A 16952-nucleotide genomic window follows, 5' to 3' on the forward strand; every position below is an offset into this window, starting at 1 on the left:
AGGATGGGTTGAGCCTTGGCGAAACCCATGCGGCCACGGCAATGGGCATCGCCTCGCTGCCTCAGCAGCTCTCCCGCTCCACCACCCGGCACTGCAGCAGGTTCAGGCGCTCCACCGCCCCTTCCGCCGGCTGCGCGCCGATGGCCTGCAGCACCCGCTGCGCGGCGATCTCGCCGATCTCCCGGGCCGGCGGCTTGAGGGTGGTGAGGCTGGGCAGCAGCATGGGCGCGAAGGGGTAGTCGCCGAAGCCGAGCACCGCGCAGTCCTGCGGGATGCGCAGGCCGGCGCGCTGCCCGGCGAGCAGGCCGCCGGCGGCGAGGTTGTCGTTGGCGAAGACGATGGCGTCCGGGCGCTCGCGCCGCGCCATCAGCGCTTCCATCGCCTGCTTGCCGGCCTCGAAGGGGGCGCTGGCGGTGGGCACGAACATCCAGGGTTGCAGGCCCAGGGCGCGCAGAGTGTCGGCGTAGCCGTCGCGGCGGTCCAGGGCGCTGTAGTCGCCCGGCGCGCTGTTCTGCACGAAGGCGATGCGCCGGTAGCCCTTGCCGTGCAGGTAGCGCGCGGCGTCCACGCCCACCTGGTAGTGGGAGAAGCCCACCTGGATGGGCCGGCGCGCCGGCTGGTAGTCCCACATTTCCAATAGCGGGACATCGGCGTCTTCCAGCAGCTTCTCGCAGGTTGGGGTGTGGAAGTGGCTGGTCAGCACCAGGGCCGCCGGGTTCCAGCCGAGGAAGGCGCGCACGGCGCTCTCTTCCTTCTCGCCGTCGAAGTAGCTGGAGGCCAGCAACAGCTGGTAGCCGGCCGCGGCCAGGACGTCGCTGAAGGCCTGGATGGTGTCGGCGAAGATCGGCCCGGAGATGTTCGGTACCACCATGCCGACGATGCGCCCGCGCGCCGAGGCCAGCCCGCCAGCCACCTGGTTGGGCACGTAGCCCAGCGCCGCCACCGCCTCGCCGATGCGCTCGCGCAGCTCCTCGGAAAGGCTCGCCGGCTGGTTGAAGTAGCGCGACACGCTGATGGCCGACACTCCAGCGCGCTCAGCCACGGCGGTGAGGGTGACGCGGCCGGCGCCGCGGCGCTTGCGGGGACTGTCCAGTGACGACCTCCATTTCAGGAATATAAAAGTAATTTTTCAGTATTTGACGCTCTAAAGCGTGATCCGGATACTCGCCGATGTTAGCGCTAACAAACAAGCTTTGCCGCTGACAAAAAGCCTTCTTCATCCATCGGCCACTCGCACGAGCGAGCGCTCGTGAAGTTTTCCGCGAACAGGCGCCGCAGCGGCCCGCACAAGAGGCTGGCGGCGGACCAGGGCAATCCAGGAGTGGCCATGACTCAGCAGTACCGGGCGAACGCCCACGATCAATTCCCCCGGCTCAGCGCCTTGGCGCTGGCCATCGCCACGCTGGTGGGCGGCGTGCAGCTGCCGGCGCAGGCCGCCGATGGCGAGCAGCCCAAGGCCGAGGAAGCGGCCCCCACCCTCAATGCCGTGACCGTCACCGCGACGCGCCGCGAGGAATCGCTGCAGAAGGTGCCGGTGGCGGTCAGCGTGATCAGCGGCGAGCAGCTGCAGCGCGACAACCGCAACAACGTCTCGACCCTCGTCAGCGAAGTGCCGACGCTGAACTACCGCGCCGGCGCCTCGAACAAGGACACCTCGCTGTTCGTCCGCGGCGTGGGCACCATCAGCACCTCGCCGGGCGTCGAGCCGAGCGTTTCCACCGTGGTCGACGGCGTGGTCTACGGCCGCCCCGGCATGGCCACCCTGGACCTGCTCGACCTGGAGCGCATCGAGGTGCTGCGCGGCCCGCAGGGCACGCTGTTCGGCAAGAATGCCTCGGCCGGCGTGCTCAACATCGTCACCCGGGCGGTGCCGGACGAAACCAGCGGCTTCGTCGACTACTCGCACTTCGGCGGCGGCAACGAGAACCGCACCAGCTTCGGCATCGGCGGCACCCTCGTGCCGGGCAAGCTCAAGGCCAGCGTCACTGCCCTGCTGGGCAGCTACGAGGGCAACGTGGAGAACGTTTACAACGGCCACGAGGTCAACGGCTACAACCGCAAGGGCGCGCGCGCCAAGTTCGAGCTGACGCCCAGCGACGATCTGAAGGTGACGCTGATCGCCGACTACATGCAGGCCAACGACGACAGCCCCAGCGGCGTCGTCACCGACACCAGCAGCGCGGCCTTCGCCAATGCCCTGCGCCCGGTGGTGGCCGACAGCGACAACCGCAAGATCAACGCCGACTACCGCACCCATGTCGACGACACCAACAAGGGCCTGTCGGCCCAGTTGGACTGGAGCCTGGGCGACTACACCCTGACCTCGATCAGCGCCTGGCGCGGCTGGGACAACACCCAGTACCAGGACGGCGACCGCCTGTCCCAGGTCAGCGCGGCCTTCCCCAGCTCCCACGACAAGGGCGAGCTGGACTACGACCAGTACTCCCAGGAAATCCGCCTGGCCTCGCCCAAGGGCCGGTTCGCCGAGTACGTCACCGGTCTGTATTACATGCACGCCAAGGACGACGAGACCTACCGCCGCACCCTGACCACCACCGGCTCGGTCGACACCGGCGTGGCCGGCTACGGCACCACCAGCGACAGCTACTCGGCCTTCGGCGAGGCGACGCTGAACTTCACCCCGGCCTTCCGTGGCATCGCCGGCCTGCGCTACACCCACGACGAGCTGGAATACGACCACCGCCGGGTGTCCACCTCGGCCACCGCGGTCACCGGCATCCAGCCGTCCACCCGCAGCTCCGGCTCCACCGACGAAGACGGCTGGTCCGGGCGTTTAGGTGTGCAGTACGACCTGAGCGAGAACCTCACCAGCTACCTGACCTACTCGCGCGGCTACAAGGGCCCGGCCTACAACGTGTTCTTCAACATGCAGCCGCGCGACACCGAGGCGCTCAAGCCGGAAACCTCCAACTCCTGGGAGCTGGGCCTGAAGGCCACCGCCCTGGACAAGCGCCTGAGCGCCAACTTCGCGGTGTTCCACACCGAGTACGACAACTACCAGGCGAACTTCTACGACACCGTGGCCAACCAGGTGGTGACGCGCCTGATCAACGCCGGTTCGGTGAAGACCGAAGGCGCCGAGGCCGACCTGGCCTGGCAGGCCACCCGCCAGTTGAAGCTGTCCGGCTCGGTGGCATACACCCACGCGCGCATCGACGAGTTCAGCTGCCCGCCGGGCGCCGCCGCCAGCTGCAACGTCAACGGCAAGCCGCTGCCCTTCTCGCCGGACTGGAAGAGCTACGTGCGCGCCGACTACGACATCCCGCTGGACAACGGCCTGGATGTGGAGCTGGGCACCGACTACAGCTGGCAGGACAAGGTGCAGTACGACCTGAGCCAGAACCCGGACACCATCCAGGGCGCCTACGGCATCTGGAATGCCAGCGTGGCCCTGGCCGACTACAACGCCGGCTGGCGCGTGGCCTTCCTGGCCAAGAACCTCACCGACAAGTCCTATTCGCCACTGCTGGCCAGCGGCGGGAGCTACGTCTACCGCCTGGTGCCGCGCGACGACGGCCGTTATTTCGGCTTCGAGCTGCGCAAGGACTTCTGAGCCGCGGAACCTGCGCCCCGCCCTCGCCGGCGGGGCGCCAACCAAGAAACCGTCCCGCCCGGCGTGCGCCACCCTTCCGCAGAGGACACCAGCATGACCGCAAGCAACCGCACCCTTTCCCTCGGCGCCTTCCTCATGGCCACCGGGCACCACGTCGCCGCCTGGCGCCACCCGGACGTACCGGCCGACGCCGGGCTGAGCTTCCAGCAGTACAAGCGCCTGGCGCAGATCGCCGAGGCGGCGAAGTTCGATACCCTGTTCGTCGCCGACAGCGTGGCCGCCCCCAGCGCGCCCATCGCCAGCCGCATGGCCCGTTCCGATCACTTCGAACCGCTCACCCTGCTCAGCGCGCTGGCCGCGGTGACCGAGCGCATCGGCCTGATCGCCACCGTCACCACCAGCTACAACGAGCCCTACCACGTGGCGCGCAAGTTCGCCTCGCTGGACCACCTCTCCGGCGGGCGCGCCGGCTGGAACCTGGTGACCTCGGACAACGCCGCCGAGGCGCTGAACTTCAATCGCAGCGAGCACCTCGGCCACGCCGAGCGCTATGCCCGCGCCCGCGAGTTCCACGACGTGGTGAACGGCCTGTGGGACAGCTGGGAGGACGACGCCTTCCTGCGCGACAAGGCCAGCGGCCAATACTACGACCCGGCCAAACTGCACCAGCTCGACCACCAGGGCGAACACTTCCAGGTGCGCGGCCCGCTGAACGTGGCGCGCTCGCCCCAGGGCCGCCCGGTGGTGGTCCAGGCCGGCTCCTCGGAAACCGGCCGCGAGCTGGCCGCGCAGACCGCCGAGGTGGTGTTCACCGCGCAGACCTCGCTGGCCGCCGCCCGCGACTTCTACGCCGACCTCAAGGGCCGCATGGCGCGCCATGGCCGCCGCCCGGACGAACTGAAGGTGATGCCCGGCGTATACGTGGTGGTCGCCGACAGCGAAGCCGAGGCCCAGGAAAAGCAGGAAGCCTTCCAGGAACTGGTGGAGCCGCAAGTGGGTGTCGCCCTGCTCTCGCGCATGCTCGGCAACTTCGACCTGTCCGCCTACCCGCTGGACGGCCCGCTGCCGGAACTGCCGCTGACCGACAGCGGCCAGCGCAGCCGCCAGCTGCTGCTCACCGAACTGGCCGGCAAGGAGAACCTGAGCCTCGCCCAGCTCGGCCGGCGCATCGCCGGCGGGCGCGGCCACTACAGCCTGGTCGGCACCCCGCAACGCATCGCCGACGAGCTGCAGGCCTGGTTCGAACAGGGCGCCGCCGATGGCTTCAATGTGCTGGTGCCGCACCTGCCCGGCGGCCTGGAAGACGTCGCCAACTTGCTGGTGCCGGAGCTGCAGCGGCGCGGGCTGTTCCGTCGCGACTACGCCGGCAGCACCCTGCGCGACCACCTGGGCCTGGCGCGCCCGGCCAACCGATTTGCCTGAACACGGAGTCCCCCATGACCTACCTCGCCACCCCCGAGCGCTACCAGCGCCTTCCCTACCGCCGCGTCGGCCGCAGCGGCCTGGTGCTGCCGGCCCTGTCCCTGGGCCTGTGGCACAACTTCGGCGATGCCACGCCGCTGGACACCCAGCGCGCGCTGCTGCGCACCGCCTTCGACCTGGGCATCAACCACTTCGACCTGGCCAACAACTACGGCCCACCCTACGGCAGCGCCGAGATCAACTTCGGCCGCCTGCTGCGCGAGGACTTCGCCGCCTACCGCGACGAGCTGATCATCTCCACCAAGGCCGGCTGGGACATGTGGCCCGGCCCCTACGGCCAGGGCGGCAGCTCGCGCAAGTACCTGCTGGCCAGCCTGGACCAGAGCCTGCAACGCCTGGGCCTGGACTACGTGGACATCTTCTACTCGCACCGCTTCGACCCGCACACGCCGCTGGAGGAAACCGCCGGCGCCCTGGCCAGCGCCGTGCAGCAGGGCAAGGCGCTGTACGTGGGCATCTCCAGCTACTCCGCAGGCAAGACCCGCGAGCTGGCGGCGCTGCTGCGCGACTGGAAGGTGCCGTTGCTGATCCACCAGCCGGCCTACAACCTGTTCAACCGCTGGGTGGAAAAGGACCTGCTGGCCACCACCGACGAACTCGGCGCCGGCGTCATCGCCTTCACCCCGCTGGCCCAGGGCCTGCTCACCGGCAAGTACCTGAACGGCGTGCCCGAGGACGCGCGGATCAACCGCCCCGGCGGCGCTTCGCTGCGCCCCGAGCACCTGTCCGAGGACAACCTGCGCCGCGCCCGCGCGCTCGACGAGATAGCCGCGCGCCGCGGCCAGAGCCTGGCCCAGCTGGCCCTGGCCTGGACCCTGCGCGATCCGCGGGTGACCTCGGCGCTGATCGGCGCCAGCCACCCGCAGCAGTTGCACGAGAACGTCGCCGCCCTGGACAACCTGGCCTTGAGCGCCGAGGAACTGGCGGAAATCGACCGCCACGCCGTGGAAGGCGGGATCAACCTCTGGGAAAAACCCTCCACCGACTGGCAGGACGCATGACCAAGCACCTGAAGGGCCGCCTGGCGGCCCTGCTCACCCTATTCGCACTGGCCGGCGGCGCCTGGGCCGACGCCCCCGCGCAACTGCGCATCGGCTACCAGAAGGCCTCCACCAGCCAGGTGCTGGCCAAGGAGCACAGGCTGCTGGAGCAGCGCTTCGCGCACACCCGAATCGACTGGGTCGAGTTCCCCGCCGGCCCGCAGATGCTGGAGGCGCTGAACGTGGGTGCCATCGACCTGGGTGGCAGCGGCGACGTCCCGCCGATCTTCGCCCAGGCCGCCGGCGCCGACCTGCTCTACGTGGGCACCGAGCCGGCCAAGCCGCAGGCGGAAACGATCATCGTGCCGCGAGACAGCCCGATCCATGACCTGGCCGGGCTGAAAGGCAGGCGCGTGGCCTTCCAGAAAGGCTCCAGCTCGCACAACACCCTGCTGCGCGCGCTGCAGAAGGCCGGCCTGGGCATCGGCGACATCCAGCCGCTGTACCTGACCCCGGCCGACGCCCGCGCCGCCTTCGAAAGCGGCCAGGTGGATGCCTGGGCCATCTGGGACCCGTGGTATTCGCAACTGGAACTGGAAGGCCGCGCGCGGCTGCTGGCCAACGGCGAGGGCCTGGACCTGTCCGGCCCCTTCTACCTGGCCTCGCGCGCCTTTGCCGAGCGCAACGGCGAGTTCCTGCGCCAGGTGCTGGACACCTTCACCCAGGCCGAAGCCCTGACGCGCAGCGACAAGGCCGGCAGCGTGGCGATCATGGCCCGCGTCACCGGCCTGTCGCCCCAGGTGATCGAACTCACCTTCAGCCACCGCCCGCCGGCCTCGCCGATCCGTCCGCTGAACGACGCCGACGTCGCCGCCCAGCAACGCACCGCCGACCTGTTCTACGCCAACCGCATACTGCCGCGCGCCGTGAGCATCGCCCCGGCGGTCTGGCGGCCGGGGCCGTGAGCGGCGTCAGCCACGGGCATCCGCCACGCCGAGCAGCCGCGCGATCTCCTCGGCCACCAGCGCCGGTTCGCTGAGGATCAGCCCGTGGCCCGAGCGCTCGGCCAGTACGTGGCGGCCCCGGGGCGACTGCCGGGCGCGGTAGGCATGGGCGGCGTTGGCCGCCGCGCGGATGCGCTCGCTCATGCCGAAGTCCGCCAGGGCGCCGGAGATGACTGTCAGTGGGATATCCGGTAGCACCGGCGGTTGGTTGCGATAGGTTTCCAGCGCCGCCACCAGGCCGGCCAGCTCGGCGCCGCGGGTGTGCATCACCGGCATGCTGAAGCCTTCCCGGCGCAGGTCGGCGAGCACGTCCTCGGGCAGTACGGCGATGGCCTTGCGGTAGCAGCGCTCCAGCAAGCCGCAGCGGGCCAGCAGCCAGCTGGCCGCGTGGGCGAACTTCTCCAGGCGGCGGAAGGCCGGGGTGAAGATCAGTTCGCAGGCTTCGTCGGAGACGTCCGCCAGCACCAGGCCGGCGATGCGCTCCGGCCGCGCGGCGGTGGCGGCGCGCACCAGGGGGCCGCCGCCGCTGTGCGCCACCAGCACGAAGGGGCCGGGGCCGAGGTGGTCGAGCAGGTCGTTGAGGTCGTCGGCCATCCGCTGCATGCTGCGCGGCCGGGCGTCCGCCGGGCTGCGGCCGAGGCCGCTGCGGTCGTAGACCACGGCGCGGGTCCACTGCGCCACCAGGGGCTGAACCAGTCCCCAGAAGGAGCGGCTGGCGGCCAGGCCGCTTTCGAACACTACGGTGGGCGCCTGCCCCTCTGCCGGGCCTGGGAGGGCCTGGTAGAACAGCTCGCGGCCGTCGCGGGTGGGGGCTAGGCCGGGGGTGCCCTGGGTGGGTGCGGGGGCTGGGGGCATGGGGTGTCCTGGTGGGGTGTGGCTGTTGGCGAATGATAATCATTATTTGCAGGATGGTGATATGTCGTTGCCTTGGTGTGTCTGGTCGACTCCGCTCCCTCTCCCCAGCCCTCGGCTGCGCGCCCCGCCCTGAAGGGAGAGGGCTGGGGAGAGGGAAAGGCGCCAAACACCGAAGCCACCGGTGAACACAACGCCCCGTAGGATGGCGTTGAGCGAAGCGATACCCATCACCGCCACCGCATGGGTTTCGCAAGCTCAACCCATCCTACGAAAAGCACCTCGGCCCCATCGGTGGAAAGCCCCCTACTTCGCCTTGTTCTCCCGCAACATGCGCCTGGGAATCCCCAGCAGTATGGTCAAGCCCCCCGCGATCAACACCAGCGCAACCGTATACATCCCCCACGACAGGCTCCCCGTCGCCCCACGCACCCAGCCGATGACGATGGGCGCGGTCAGCCCGCCCACCTGCCCCAGGCTGCTGATCAGCGCGATGCCTCCGGCCGCCGCCGTGCCGGACAGGAAGGCAGTGGGAATGGTCCAGAACAGCGCCGTCACCGAGAGATAGCCGACGCACATGATCGACAGCAGGACGATCGACAGCGTCCAGTTCGACGGCAGGTAGCCGATGGCGGCGACGGCCCCGGCCACCACCAGGATGCAGGCCATGAAGTGCCAGCGGCGCTCCACCACCCGGTCGGAGTTCCAGCAGACGATGAGCATGCCGACCGCGCCGACCATCCAGGGCAGCGCGGAGAGCAGGCCGATGTACCAGACGTTGGTCACGCCCGACTGCTTGATCAGCGTGGGGGCCCAGAAGTTCAGCACCGAGCCGGCCCAGGGAATGACGAAGTAGCCGAAGGCGGCGATGTAGACCCAGGGGTTCCGCAGCGCCGCGGAGAAGTCGTGGCCCTTCTCGACGGCGGCCTTGGCGCTGGCGTCCTCGGCCAGGTGCGCCTGGACGATGGCCTTTTCCGTCGGGCTGAGCCACTTCGCCTGCTCCGGCTTGTCGGCCAGGTAGAAGTAGGCGATCACGCCGGCGACGATGGACGGCGAGCCTTCGAGCAGGAACAGCCACTGCCAGGCCTTCAGCCCGTACACGCCGCCCATGTTGTGCATGATCCAGCCGGAGACGATGCCGCCGATGGTGCCGGCCGCGGCGATGCCGAGGATGAACCTGGAGGTGACGCGGGCGCGGCGCCCGGACGGGTACCAGTAGGTCAGGTAGAGAATCACCCCGGGCAGGAAGCCCGCCTCGGCGCAGCCCAGCGCTATGCGCGCGACGTAGAACTGCATGGGGGTCTGCACGAACATCATGCAGGTGGAGATCAGCCCCCAGAGGATCATGATCCGGGAGATGGTGACCCGCGCGCCGAAACGCTGCAGGCACAGGTTGCTCGGCACCTCGAAGAGGATGTAGCCGACGAAGAACAGGCCCACGCCGAAGCCGTAGGCGGCTTCGCTGAGGCCGATGTCGGCGCTGAACTCCAGGTGGGCGAAGCTGATGTTCACCCGGTCGATGAAGCCGAGCACGTAGCAGATGAACAGGAAAGGCAGGATTCTCAGGTTGAGTTTCCGATAGGTCGCGTCGACGTCCGACGGGTTCAGTTCGGCCAGCGTTATTGCGGGGGTTGCTGATTGCATCGTTGTTCTCCACCCGTTGGCTGCCTGCGCAAAGCATGCAAAAGCCCTTGCCCGCTCTTCGCAGAGGGACAGCCGCTATTCGATTGATCGTGCTGGTGAGTGCGGGGTCAGCCTCGCGGCCGGCCCAGGCGCGAAAGACCCGCGGGCAGCCTCAAGGCTCCCGTTCGGCGCCGAATACGCCGCGCTCGGCGAGCGCCTTTATCTGCGCACTGGAAAAGCCACACGCCATGAGCACTTCGTCGCGGTGCTCGTCGAGCCGGGGCGGCCGCCTGCGCAAGGCGCCCGGCGTGCGCGCCAGCTTCACCGGAATGCCCGGGCCGCTGTAGCCCTCCTCGTCCATGACCATCTGGCGATGCAGTGTATGCGGCGCCTGCGCCACCGTCCCGACGTCAAGGATGGCCGCCGCCGGCACGCCCTTGCGCAACAGCTCCTCGCCGAACGCCTCGCCGCGGACCTGCCCGAACAGCCGTTTCAGCTCGACTTCGAGCGCGGCCCGGTTCTCGACGCGCAGCCCGTTGCTGGCGTACCGCGCATCGTCCGCCAGGCCGGGCGCCCCCAGCAGTTGGGCGAGCAGGCGGAACTGCCGGTTGTTCGCCACGGCGACGAATATCGGCGCGCCCGCCGTCTCGAACAGGTCGTAGGGCACGATGTTCGGATGGCCATTGCCGACCGGCTTCGGCGGCACCTTCGAGGCCAGGAAGTTCGCCAGGTACGGGTGCGCCATGCTCACCCCGCTGTCGTACAGGGCAACGTCGGCCATCTGCCCGCGGCCGCTGCCGTTGCGCTCGTGCAGCGCCAGCAGGGCCGCGAGCGCCGCGTTCATGCCGGTGCACATGTCGACGATGGGCGAGCCCAGCCGGACCGGCAGCCGCCCGGGTTCGCCATTGATGCTCATCAGGCCGGAAAGCGCCTGGACCACGGCGTCGTAGCCGGGCAGTTCGCCGAGCGGGCCGTCGTCGCCGAAGCCGGTGATGCGGCAATGCACGAGCCTGGGCAGGCGCCGGGTGATCTCCAGCGGCGACTCGATGCCCCAGGCGCGCAGGGTGCTCACCTTGAAGTTCTCGATGAGCACGTCGGCGCTTTCCAGCAGCGTCCAGAACACCTCGCGGCCGGCCTCGGAGCCCATGTCCAGGGTGATCGCCCGCTTGTTGCGGTTCACCGCGTTGAAATACGCCGCGCTGCCCTCCACGAACGGCGGGCCGAAGCCCCGGCACTCGTCGCCCTCGGGGCCTTCCACCTTGACCACCTCGGCGCCGTGGTCCGCCAGTATCTGCGCGGCGAAGGGCCCGGCGAGAACCCGCGAGGCGTCGATGACGCGCAGTCCTTCCAGTGCGCCGGCCATCACACACCTCCCCCGACATGCCAGGCGAAGCGGCCGTTGGCCAGGTCCTTGTGGGTGACGCTCAGCGCCAGCCGGTGGTTGTGCGCATCGGCGGCGCCTTCCAGCAGGCCGTTCCAGATGTCGAAGACCGCCGGGTGCAGGGCCTGGGCCTGGCCGAACAGCGTCCAGCCGCACTGGCTGATGACGTAGCCGTCGGTGGTTTCCTGCACCCTGACCTCGTCCCCCTGGGCCCGGGCCAGCCTGGCCAGGAAGTCGACGAAGGTGCGCAGCGACTTGTCCTGCGCCACGCCCAGGCGCGCTGCCGTCTCGTGATAACACTGCATGGCGACCTGGCGCGCCGAGAGGCGCAGCACGCTCACCGCCTCGCTGGGGCCAAAGAGGTCGACGGCGGTGGGCAGGGTCGAGCGTACGTATTCCATCGCATAGTTGCGGCTGGCCTTCTCGATGCGCGCCTGCGGCCAATCACTGGAGGGCAGCGTGGGCGCGGCGGCCGGGTCGAAGTCCGGGGCGTCTTCGTGGCGGGCGAAGCGCAGCCGCTCGTGGGGCGCCAGGGGCGCGTCGTATTCGTAGTAGTAGCCTTCGAGGCCGGACTGGCCGTCGGCGGTCTGCTTGGTGCAGACGAAGCCCAGGCGCGGGTTGCCCAGGGTGACGCCGTTCTGCGCATGCCAGCCGCGCAGCATGGCCGCGGAAACCTCCGAGGGGATGCCGCACAGCGCGGTGCCCGACCAGATCCAGCGCGGCGGTGTGTAGCGCACCCAGGCCTTGCGGTCGCTCTCGTACATGTACTCGACGCAGACGCCGCCGATGTTGTTCGACAGGTAGTGATATTGCGCGGCGGCCACCGCGGGCGGGAGCTTGTCGATGCCCAGTTTCGCCAGGCCCTGGAGGAACCGTTCCGAGCGTTGCCGGCAGAACACCTGGTAGACCAGTTCCGCCGCGCGGGATGTGCCTTGCCGGGTCACCGAGGACAGTACCATCCCGGTGAAAAACGAGTGGTACCAGTGCGCTACCGCATGCCATGCCTCGCTGGTTTCTTTATCGACTACCGTATTCATCTCTACTACCTTCTAGTTGTTTTAGGTTTGCCTGAGACCATCTACGACGTAATCCGCAATCTCTTCTGCAACTTTCAGCCGCTGCATATCCGTTTCGCCCGGTTGCCGGCGATACCACATGGTCGTCCAGTTCAATGCCCCCAACAGCGGCTTGACCAACAGGTGCGAATCGACGGACTTGAATATGCCGGCGACGATTCCCTCCTCTATCACTTCGCGAAACAGCGCTTCGTATTCGTCGCGCATGACGATGAGCCGCTGCATCTCGGCGCGCTGGGCATCGGTCAGGCTGCCGGTGAGGTGCATCTCGACGCCCTGCACGGTCACCCGCTGGTAGGACGTGTATTCCATCATCAGCCGGGTATGCTCGACCGCCATCCGCCGCAGCCGCTGGTCCGCGCTCTGGGCTACGTCCGCGGCGATGGGCGCAACGCTTTCCAGGTTCATTTCCATGGCCCGCCGGTGCACGGCGGCGAACAGGTCTCCCTTGCTCCGGTAGTAGTAATAGACACTGCCCTTGGTAGCCTGAATCTGGTCCGCCACGTAATCGATCGAAGTTGCTTCATAACCAACTCTGGAAAACGCCTCTGCCGCGGCATCCAATATCGCCGACTGGCGCAGCGGCATGTTTTCGTAACGGACGGATTTATTGGCCACACTTCATTCCTTCTTGTTCGGGTTTGCACACAACGAATGTTTTACCTGGCGCGCCAGGACCACCCGCTGGATCTCCGAAGTGCCTTCGTAGATTTCGGTGATCCGCTGGTCGCGATAATAACGTTCCATCGCGCTGGGCTTTACGTAGCCCCGGCCACCCAGAATCTGTAGGGCATCGTCCACAATGCGGTGGGAAGATTCGCTGGAGAACAGCTTGGCCATCGCCCCCAGCGCGGTTATGTCCTCGCCACGGTCGTATGCGCGGGCGGCTTCGTAGGTCAGCATGCGGGCCGCGGACAGCGAGGTGACGGCGTCGGCCAGTTTGAAGCCGACGCCCTGGTGGTCGATGATCGGGCGCCCGAAGGTGCTGCGCTCCACAGCATGGGCCGCGGCCTCCTCGAATGCCGCCAGGGCGATGCCGTTGGCCTGGGCGGCGATGACCACGCGGCCCACACCGAGGGTGGCCAGCGCCAGGCCCAGGCCCTTGCCGGCTTCGCCGACGATGGCGTCGTCCTCGACGTAGGTGTCCAGCTTCAGGTTGGTGGTGGTGGTGCCGCGGATGCCCATCTTGTCTTCGTAGTGGTCGATCACCACGCCCTCGGCGTCCCGGGCCACGACGAAGGCGCTGATGGCCTTCCTCCCGGCGTTCTCGCCGGTGGCGGCGAAGACGATGAAGTGCCGGGAGTGGCCGCCGTTGCCCAGCCAGCATTTTTCGCCGCGTATCCGCCAGCCCTTGCCCGTGCGGGTGGCGGTGGTCTGCAGGGCGGCGGGGTCGGAGCCCGCGCCTCGCTCGCTGAGCGCGAAGTTCACCGCGGCCCCGGTTTCGGCGAGCCCGCCCAGCAGCCGGCGCTTCTGCGCGTCGCTGCCGCCGAGCAGCACGGGGAACGCGCCGAGGGACAGGGCCGCCATGATCGCGGCGGTGGAAGCGCAGCCGCGCGCCAGTTCCTCGACCACGGCCACCAGCGCGCACAGCGACGCCCCTTCGCCGCCATGTTCCCGCGGCACGAACATGCCGCTCAGGCGGTTTTCCAGCAGCACGGGCAGGTGTTCCAGCGGGTAGCGCTGGTCGCGGTCGATCTCGGCGGCCAGCGGGCGGAAATGCCGCTCGCCGAGCAGCCGGGCGATCTCCTGCCAGCGGCGCTCGTCAGCGGTCAGCGGTGGGCTCCAGATAATGCTCATGGGAAATACTACCGAGTAGGTTTTCGAAAAGTGACGACGCATCCCGGGCAGGCCGGAATCCCGTCTCGCACTCAACATACTACTCAGTATCTAAAACCGTCATCGCCCCACCGGCAGCCCGCCCCCGCTGCCCGCCAAGCAAGATGCCGCCCCTCTCCACCCCCTTTCCAGCGACGCTTCCCGACCCAGCCTCCACCCCGCAAAGCAGCGCCAACCCTGACGTAGGATGGGTGGAGCAAAGCGATACCCATCACCCTGACAGACACGCCCACCAGGAACACTCCTACAGACATGGATACCGCTTTACCCAGTCCAAACAACCAACGCCCTACCCGTCTATTCCGAGCCTTCCGTCCACCCCGGCGGAACCTTCTGCTATCCTGTGCGTCCTTTCGCTGTCGGTCACTGCCTTGACCGTGCTCCCCGTGACAGCCGCGCCCCGGCGCACCGCATAAGACCAAAGGACCCCTGATGACTACCTCCGCAACCGAACCGCGCAGCCGCGGTGCGGCCCTGGTGCTATTCGCCCTCGCCGTGGGCGGCTTCGCCATCGGCACCACCGAGTTCGCCACCATGAGCCTGCTGCCGCTCTTCGCCCCGGCGCTGGGCATCGATGCGCCCACCGCCGGCCATGTGATCAGCGCCTACGCCTTGGGTGTGGTGGTGGGCGCGCCGCTGCTAGCGGTGCTCGGCGCTCGCCTGCCGCGGCGCACCCTGCTGGTGCTGCTGATGGGGCTGTTCGCCATCGGCAACGGCCTCAGCGCGCTGGCGCCGACCTACCACTGGATGCTGCTGTTCCGCTTCATCAGCGGCCTGCCCCACGGCGCCTATTTCGGCATCGCCGCGCTGGTGGCCGCCTCGCTGGTGCCGCCGCACCGGCGCACGGTGGCGGTCGGGCGGATGTTCCTCGGCCTGACCGTGGCCACCATCGTCGGCGTGCCCCTGGCCAACTGGCTGGGCCAGGCCCTGGGCTGGCGCTGGAGCTTCGCGCTGGTCGCCGCCCTGGGCGTGACCACCATGCTCTGCGTGCGCCTGCTGGCGCCTTACTCGCCGCCCGAGGCCGGCGCCAGCCCGCTGCGCGAGCTGGGCGCGCTCAAGCGCGGCCAGGTGTGGCTGACCCTGGGCATTGGCGCTATCGGCTTCGGCGGCCTGTTCGCGGTGTACACCTACCTGGCCGACATCCTCGGCGCGGTCACCCACGTCTCCCCCGCCGTGGTGCCGCTGGTGCTGGCGGTGTTCGGCGTCGGCATGACCCTCGGCAACATGTTCATCCCGGTGCTCGCCGACCGCGCGCTGATGCCCACCGCCGGCGGCCTGCTGGTGTGGAGCGCGGTGGTGCTGGCGATCTTCCCGTTCACCGCCGGCAACATCTGGAGCATCGCGCTCTGCGTGTTCTTCGTCGGCTTCGGCGGCGCCCTGGGCACGGTGCTGCAGACGCGCCTGATGGACGTGGCCGAGGACGCCCAGGGCCTGGCCGCGGCGCTGAACCACTCGGCCTTCAACTTCGCCAACGCCCTGGGCCCGTTCCTCGGCGGCCTGGCCCTGGCCGCCGGCTACGGCTGGACCTCGCCGGGCTGGGTGGGCAGCCTGCTGGCCATCGGCGGCTTCGTGCTCTGGTCGATCTCTCTGGCCGCCAGCCGCCGCCAGGAAAGGGCCGCCCTGCAGGGCGACTGCTGAGAAAGCGCCGCGCTGCCGTCCGGCTGTGGCCGGCAGCGCCCGCTGCGCGGGGTTGATGCGGATCAAGCCGTCGCCCCCTGCGCGGCGTACAAGTGGTTGCAGTCCACTTCCCCGCCGGCTCCGCCAGGAGGCTTCCATGCGCACGCAACTGCTGCACACCCGCGATGGCCACTGCTACGTCCAGCTCGACCAGTTCCGGGTGCCCTTCCACGACGAAACCCAGGCCCGCGACTACCTGGAGCGCCTGCAGCAGCGCCTGGCGGCGCCCCACGCGCTGGCCGAGGCCCGCCGCCGCGACGCCGAGCAACGGCGCCACGGCAGCTGAGCGCCCACCGTCAGGGACGACGCGCCGTGGGCCCGTCGTCCTTCTGCTGTTCCACCCAGAGCGAGCGCGGGTCGCAGATGATCCGCGACGGGTTGCCGATGGACACCAGGCACACGCGGTTCTCCCAGCGGTCCCAGAGGAACACGTACTGGGCATCGCCGCCGGCGGGGGTGTAGCGCAGCATCATCCAGGCCACCACGGCGATGGCCCAGAGCGACAGCAGCAGGGCGAGGAACGCGACCATCTTCATGGCCGCGCGCCTCAGGGCCGGACCGCGAGAATGCCCGAATGCACCCGGTACAGCGCCTGTTCGGTGGTGCTGCCGATGATCTTCGCCAGGCCCGGGCGGTAGAGGGTGCCCATGACCACCACGTCGAAGCGTTTCTCATTGGCGAATTCGCTGATGACCTGGGTGGCCGCGCCCTTGACCAGGTGCTGGTAGGGCCGGCCGACGCCGAAGCGCTCGCCGATGCGGTCCATGCGCTGGCGCGAACGGCCGCTCATCTGCTCGGCAACCTCCGGCGACCAGGCCACCGGGCCGGCGGCATAGGCCAGGTAGCCGCTGGCCAGGTCATAGGCCTGCAGCAGATGCAGCTCGGCGCCGCATTGCCGGGCCAGGGCCTGCGCCGACTCGACTATATGGTCGTTGAGCTGGTCGACGAGCACGTCGTCCTGGGACAGGTCCAGCGCGGCCAGCACCCGCTGCGGACTCGGGTTGTCGGCGGTGCTGACCAGGTGCAGCGGCACCGGGCAGCGGCGCAGCAGCTGCCAGTCCAGCGGCGTCATGATCGCCCGGCTCAGGGCCGGCTCGTACTGGCTGTCCTTCACCACCAGGTCGATGCCGTGCTGCTCCACCAGGCGCAGCGCCTCCTCCAGCGGGTTCTCGGTCCAGATCGCCTCGACGCCGACCTCGACGCCCTGGGCGCGCAGCTCCACGGCGCGTTCCTCCAGCCAGCGTTCCTGGCGCAGGCGGGTTTCTTCGCGGGCGCGGGTCTGCAGCACGCTGTCGAGCACGCCCAGGCCGACCGGCAGGGCATCCAGGGTGACCATGTGCAACTGGCCGCCACCGGCCAGCGCCAGGGCCTTGGCCCGCGCCATGGCGGCGGAGTCACGGAGCAGGGGATCGCAGATCAGCAGCAGGCGCGTGTAGGCGTTCATGGGGGACCTCCGGAGGGGGACAG

The 16952-nt window shown here is 69.0% G+C and carries 15 protein-coding genes; 6 read left to right on the plus strand and 9 right to left on the minus strand.

Annotation, left to right across the window (positions count from 1 at the left end; all coding sequences use genetic code 11):
- Positions 1 to 61: 61 nt before the first annotated feature.
- A complete protein-coding gene (locus PM1_RS16635) occupies positions 62 to 1111 on the minus strand; it encodes a LacI family DNA-binding transcriptional regulator (RefSeq protein WP_043300100.1) in 1050 nt (349 codons plus the stop codon).
- 216 nt (positions 1112 to 1327) lie between these two features.
- Here PM1_RS16635 and PM1_RS16640 point away from each other — a divergent pair, with 216 nt between their 5' ends.
- From PM1_RS16640 to PM1_RS16655, 4 genes are all read left to right on the plus strand, one after another.
- Positions 1328 to 3574 carry a TonB-dependent receptor gene (locus PM1_RS16640; protein ID WP_009620040.1) on the plus strand — a complete coding sequence of 749 codons (2247 nt, stop codon included), beginning with the start codon at positions 1328 to 1330 and terminating at the stop codon, positions 3572 to 3574.
- 93 nt (positions 3575 to 3667) lie between these two features.
- On the plus strand, positions 3668 to 4996 hold the full coding sequence (locus PM1_RS16645; protein WP_009620038.1) for an LLM class flavin-dependent oxidoreductase: 1329 nt from the start codon (positions 3668 to 3670) through the stop codon (positions 4994 to 4996).
- 14 nt (positions 4997 to 5010) lie between these two features.
- Positions 5011 to 6057, plus strand: coding sequence for an L-glyceraldehyde 3-phosphate reductase (gene mgrA / locus PM1_RS16650; RefSeq protein ID WP_009620036.1), 1047 nt, complete (start codon positions 5011 to 5013; stop codon positions 6055 to 6057).
- Entirely contained in the window at positions 6054 to 7001 is a 948-nt protein-coding gene (locus PM1_RS16655; RefSeq protein ID WP_009620034.1) for an aliphatic sulfonate ABC transporter substrate-binding protein, read from the plus strand. The genes mgrA and PM1_RS16655 overlap by 4 nt, the downstream gene beginning before the upstream one ends.
- A 6-nt stretch (positions 7002 to 7007) precedes the next feature.
- Here PM1_RS16655 and PM1_RS16660 read toward each other — a convergent pair whose 3' ends face one another.
- The 6 genes from PM1_RS16660 to PM1_RS16685 form a co-directional block, all read right to left on the minus strand.
- Entirely contained in the window at positions 7008 to 7895 is an 888-nt protein-coding gene (locus PM1_RS16660; RefSeq protein WP_009620032.1) for an alpha/beta fold hydrolase, read from the minus strand.
- A gap of 303 nt (positions 7896 to 8198) precedes the next feature.
- Positions 8199 to 9536 (minus strand): MFS transporter, encoded by a 1338-nt coding sequence (locus PM1_RS16665; protein WP_009620030.1) that lies wholly within the window; start codon positions 9534 to 9536, stop codon positions 8199 to 8201.
- Between the two features lie 151 nt (positions 9537 to 9687).
- Entirely contained in the window at positions 9688 to 10878 is a 1191-nt protein-coding gene (locus PM1_RS16670) for a CaiB/BaiF CoA transferase family protein (RefSeq protein WP_009620028.1), read from the minus strand.
- The gene (locus PM1_RS16675) at positions 10878 to 11933 is read right to left on the minus strand and encodes a hypothetical protein (RefSeq protein WP_009620026.1); all 1056 of its coding nucleotides are present in this window, start codon (positions 11931 to 11933) and stop codon (positions 10878 to 10880) included. The genes PM1_RS16670 and PM1_RS16675 overlap by 1 nt, the downstream gene beginning before the upstream one ends.
- Before the next feature lie 21 nt (positions 11934 to 11954).
- Positions 11955 to 12590: a TetR/AcrR family transcriptional regulator gene (locus tag PM1_RS16680; protein ID WP_009620024.1), complete on the minus strand. Its 636-nt coding sequence runs from the start codon at positions 12588 to 12590 to the stop codon at positions 11955 to 11957.
- Between the two features lie 3 nt (positions 12591 to 12593).
- Complete coding sequence (locus PM1_RS16685) at positions 12594 to 13769, minus strand: acyl-CoA dehydrogenase family protein (RefSeq protein WP_009620023.1); 1176 nt, start codon at positions 13767 to 13769, stop codon at positions 12594 to 12596.
- A 471-nt stretch (positions 13770 to 14240) separates the two neighbouring features.
- On the opposite strand from PM1_RS16685, the gene PM1_RS16690 reads away from it, so the two are divergent.
- Positions 14241 to 15446 carry an MFS transporter gene (locus PM1_RS16690; protein ID WP_009620022.1) on the plus strand — a complete coding sequence of 402 codons (1206 nt, stop codon included), beginning with the start codon at positions 14241 to 14243 and terminating at the stop codon, positions 15444 to 15446.
- A 136-nt stretch (positions 15447 to 15582) separates the two neighbouring features.
- Entirely contained in the window at positions 15583 to 15771 is a 189-nt protein-coding gene (locus PM1_RS16695) for a hypothetical protein (protein WP_009620021.1), read from the plus strand.
- Between the two features lie 10 nt (positions 15772 to 15781).
- Here the strand turns inward: PM1_RS16695 and PM1_RS16700 are convergent, their stop codons facing one another.
- Together PM1_RS16700 and PM1_RS16705 are read right to left on the minus strand one after the other, a co-directional pair.
- Entirely contained in the window at positions 15782 to 16021 is a 240-nt protein-coding gene (locus tag PM1_RS16700) for a hypothetical protein (protein ID WP_009620020.1), read from the minus strand.
- Positions 16022 to 16032: 11 nt separating this feature from the next.
- Positions 16033 to 16929, minus strand: a complete 897-nt coding sequence (locus PM1_RS16705; RefSeq protein ID WP_009620019.1) for a universal stress protein — start codon at positions 16927 to 16929, stop codon at positions 16033 to 16035.
- Between the last annotated feature and the right edge of the window lie 23 nt (positions 16930 to 16952).

Source organism: Pseudomonas sp. M1, from assembly GCF_022760135.1.
Taxonomy (GTDB): Bacteria; Pseudomonadota; Gammaproteobacteria; order Pseudomonadales; family Pseudomonadaceae; genus Pseudomonas; species Pseudomonas citronellolis.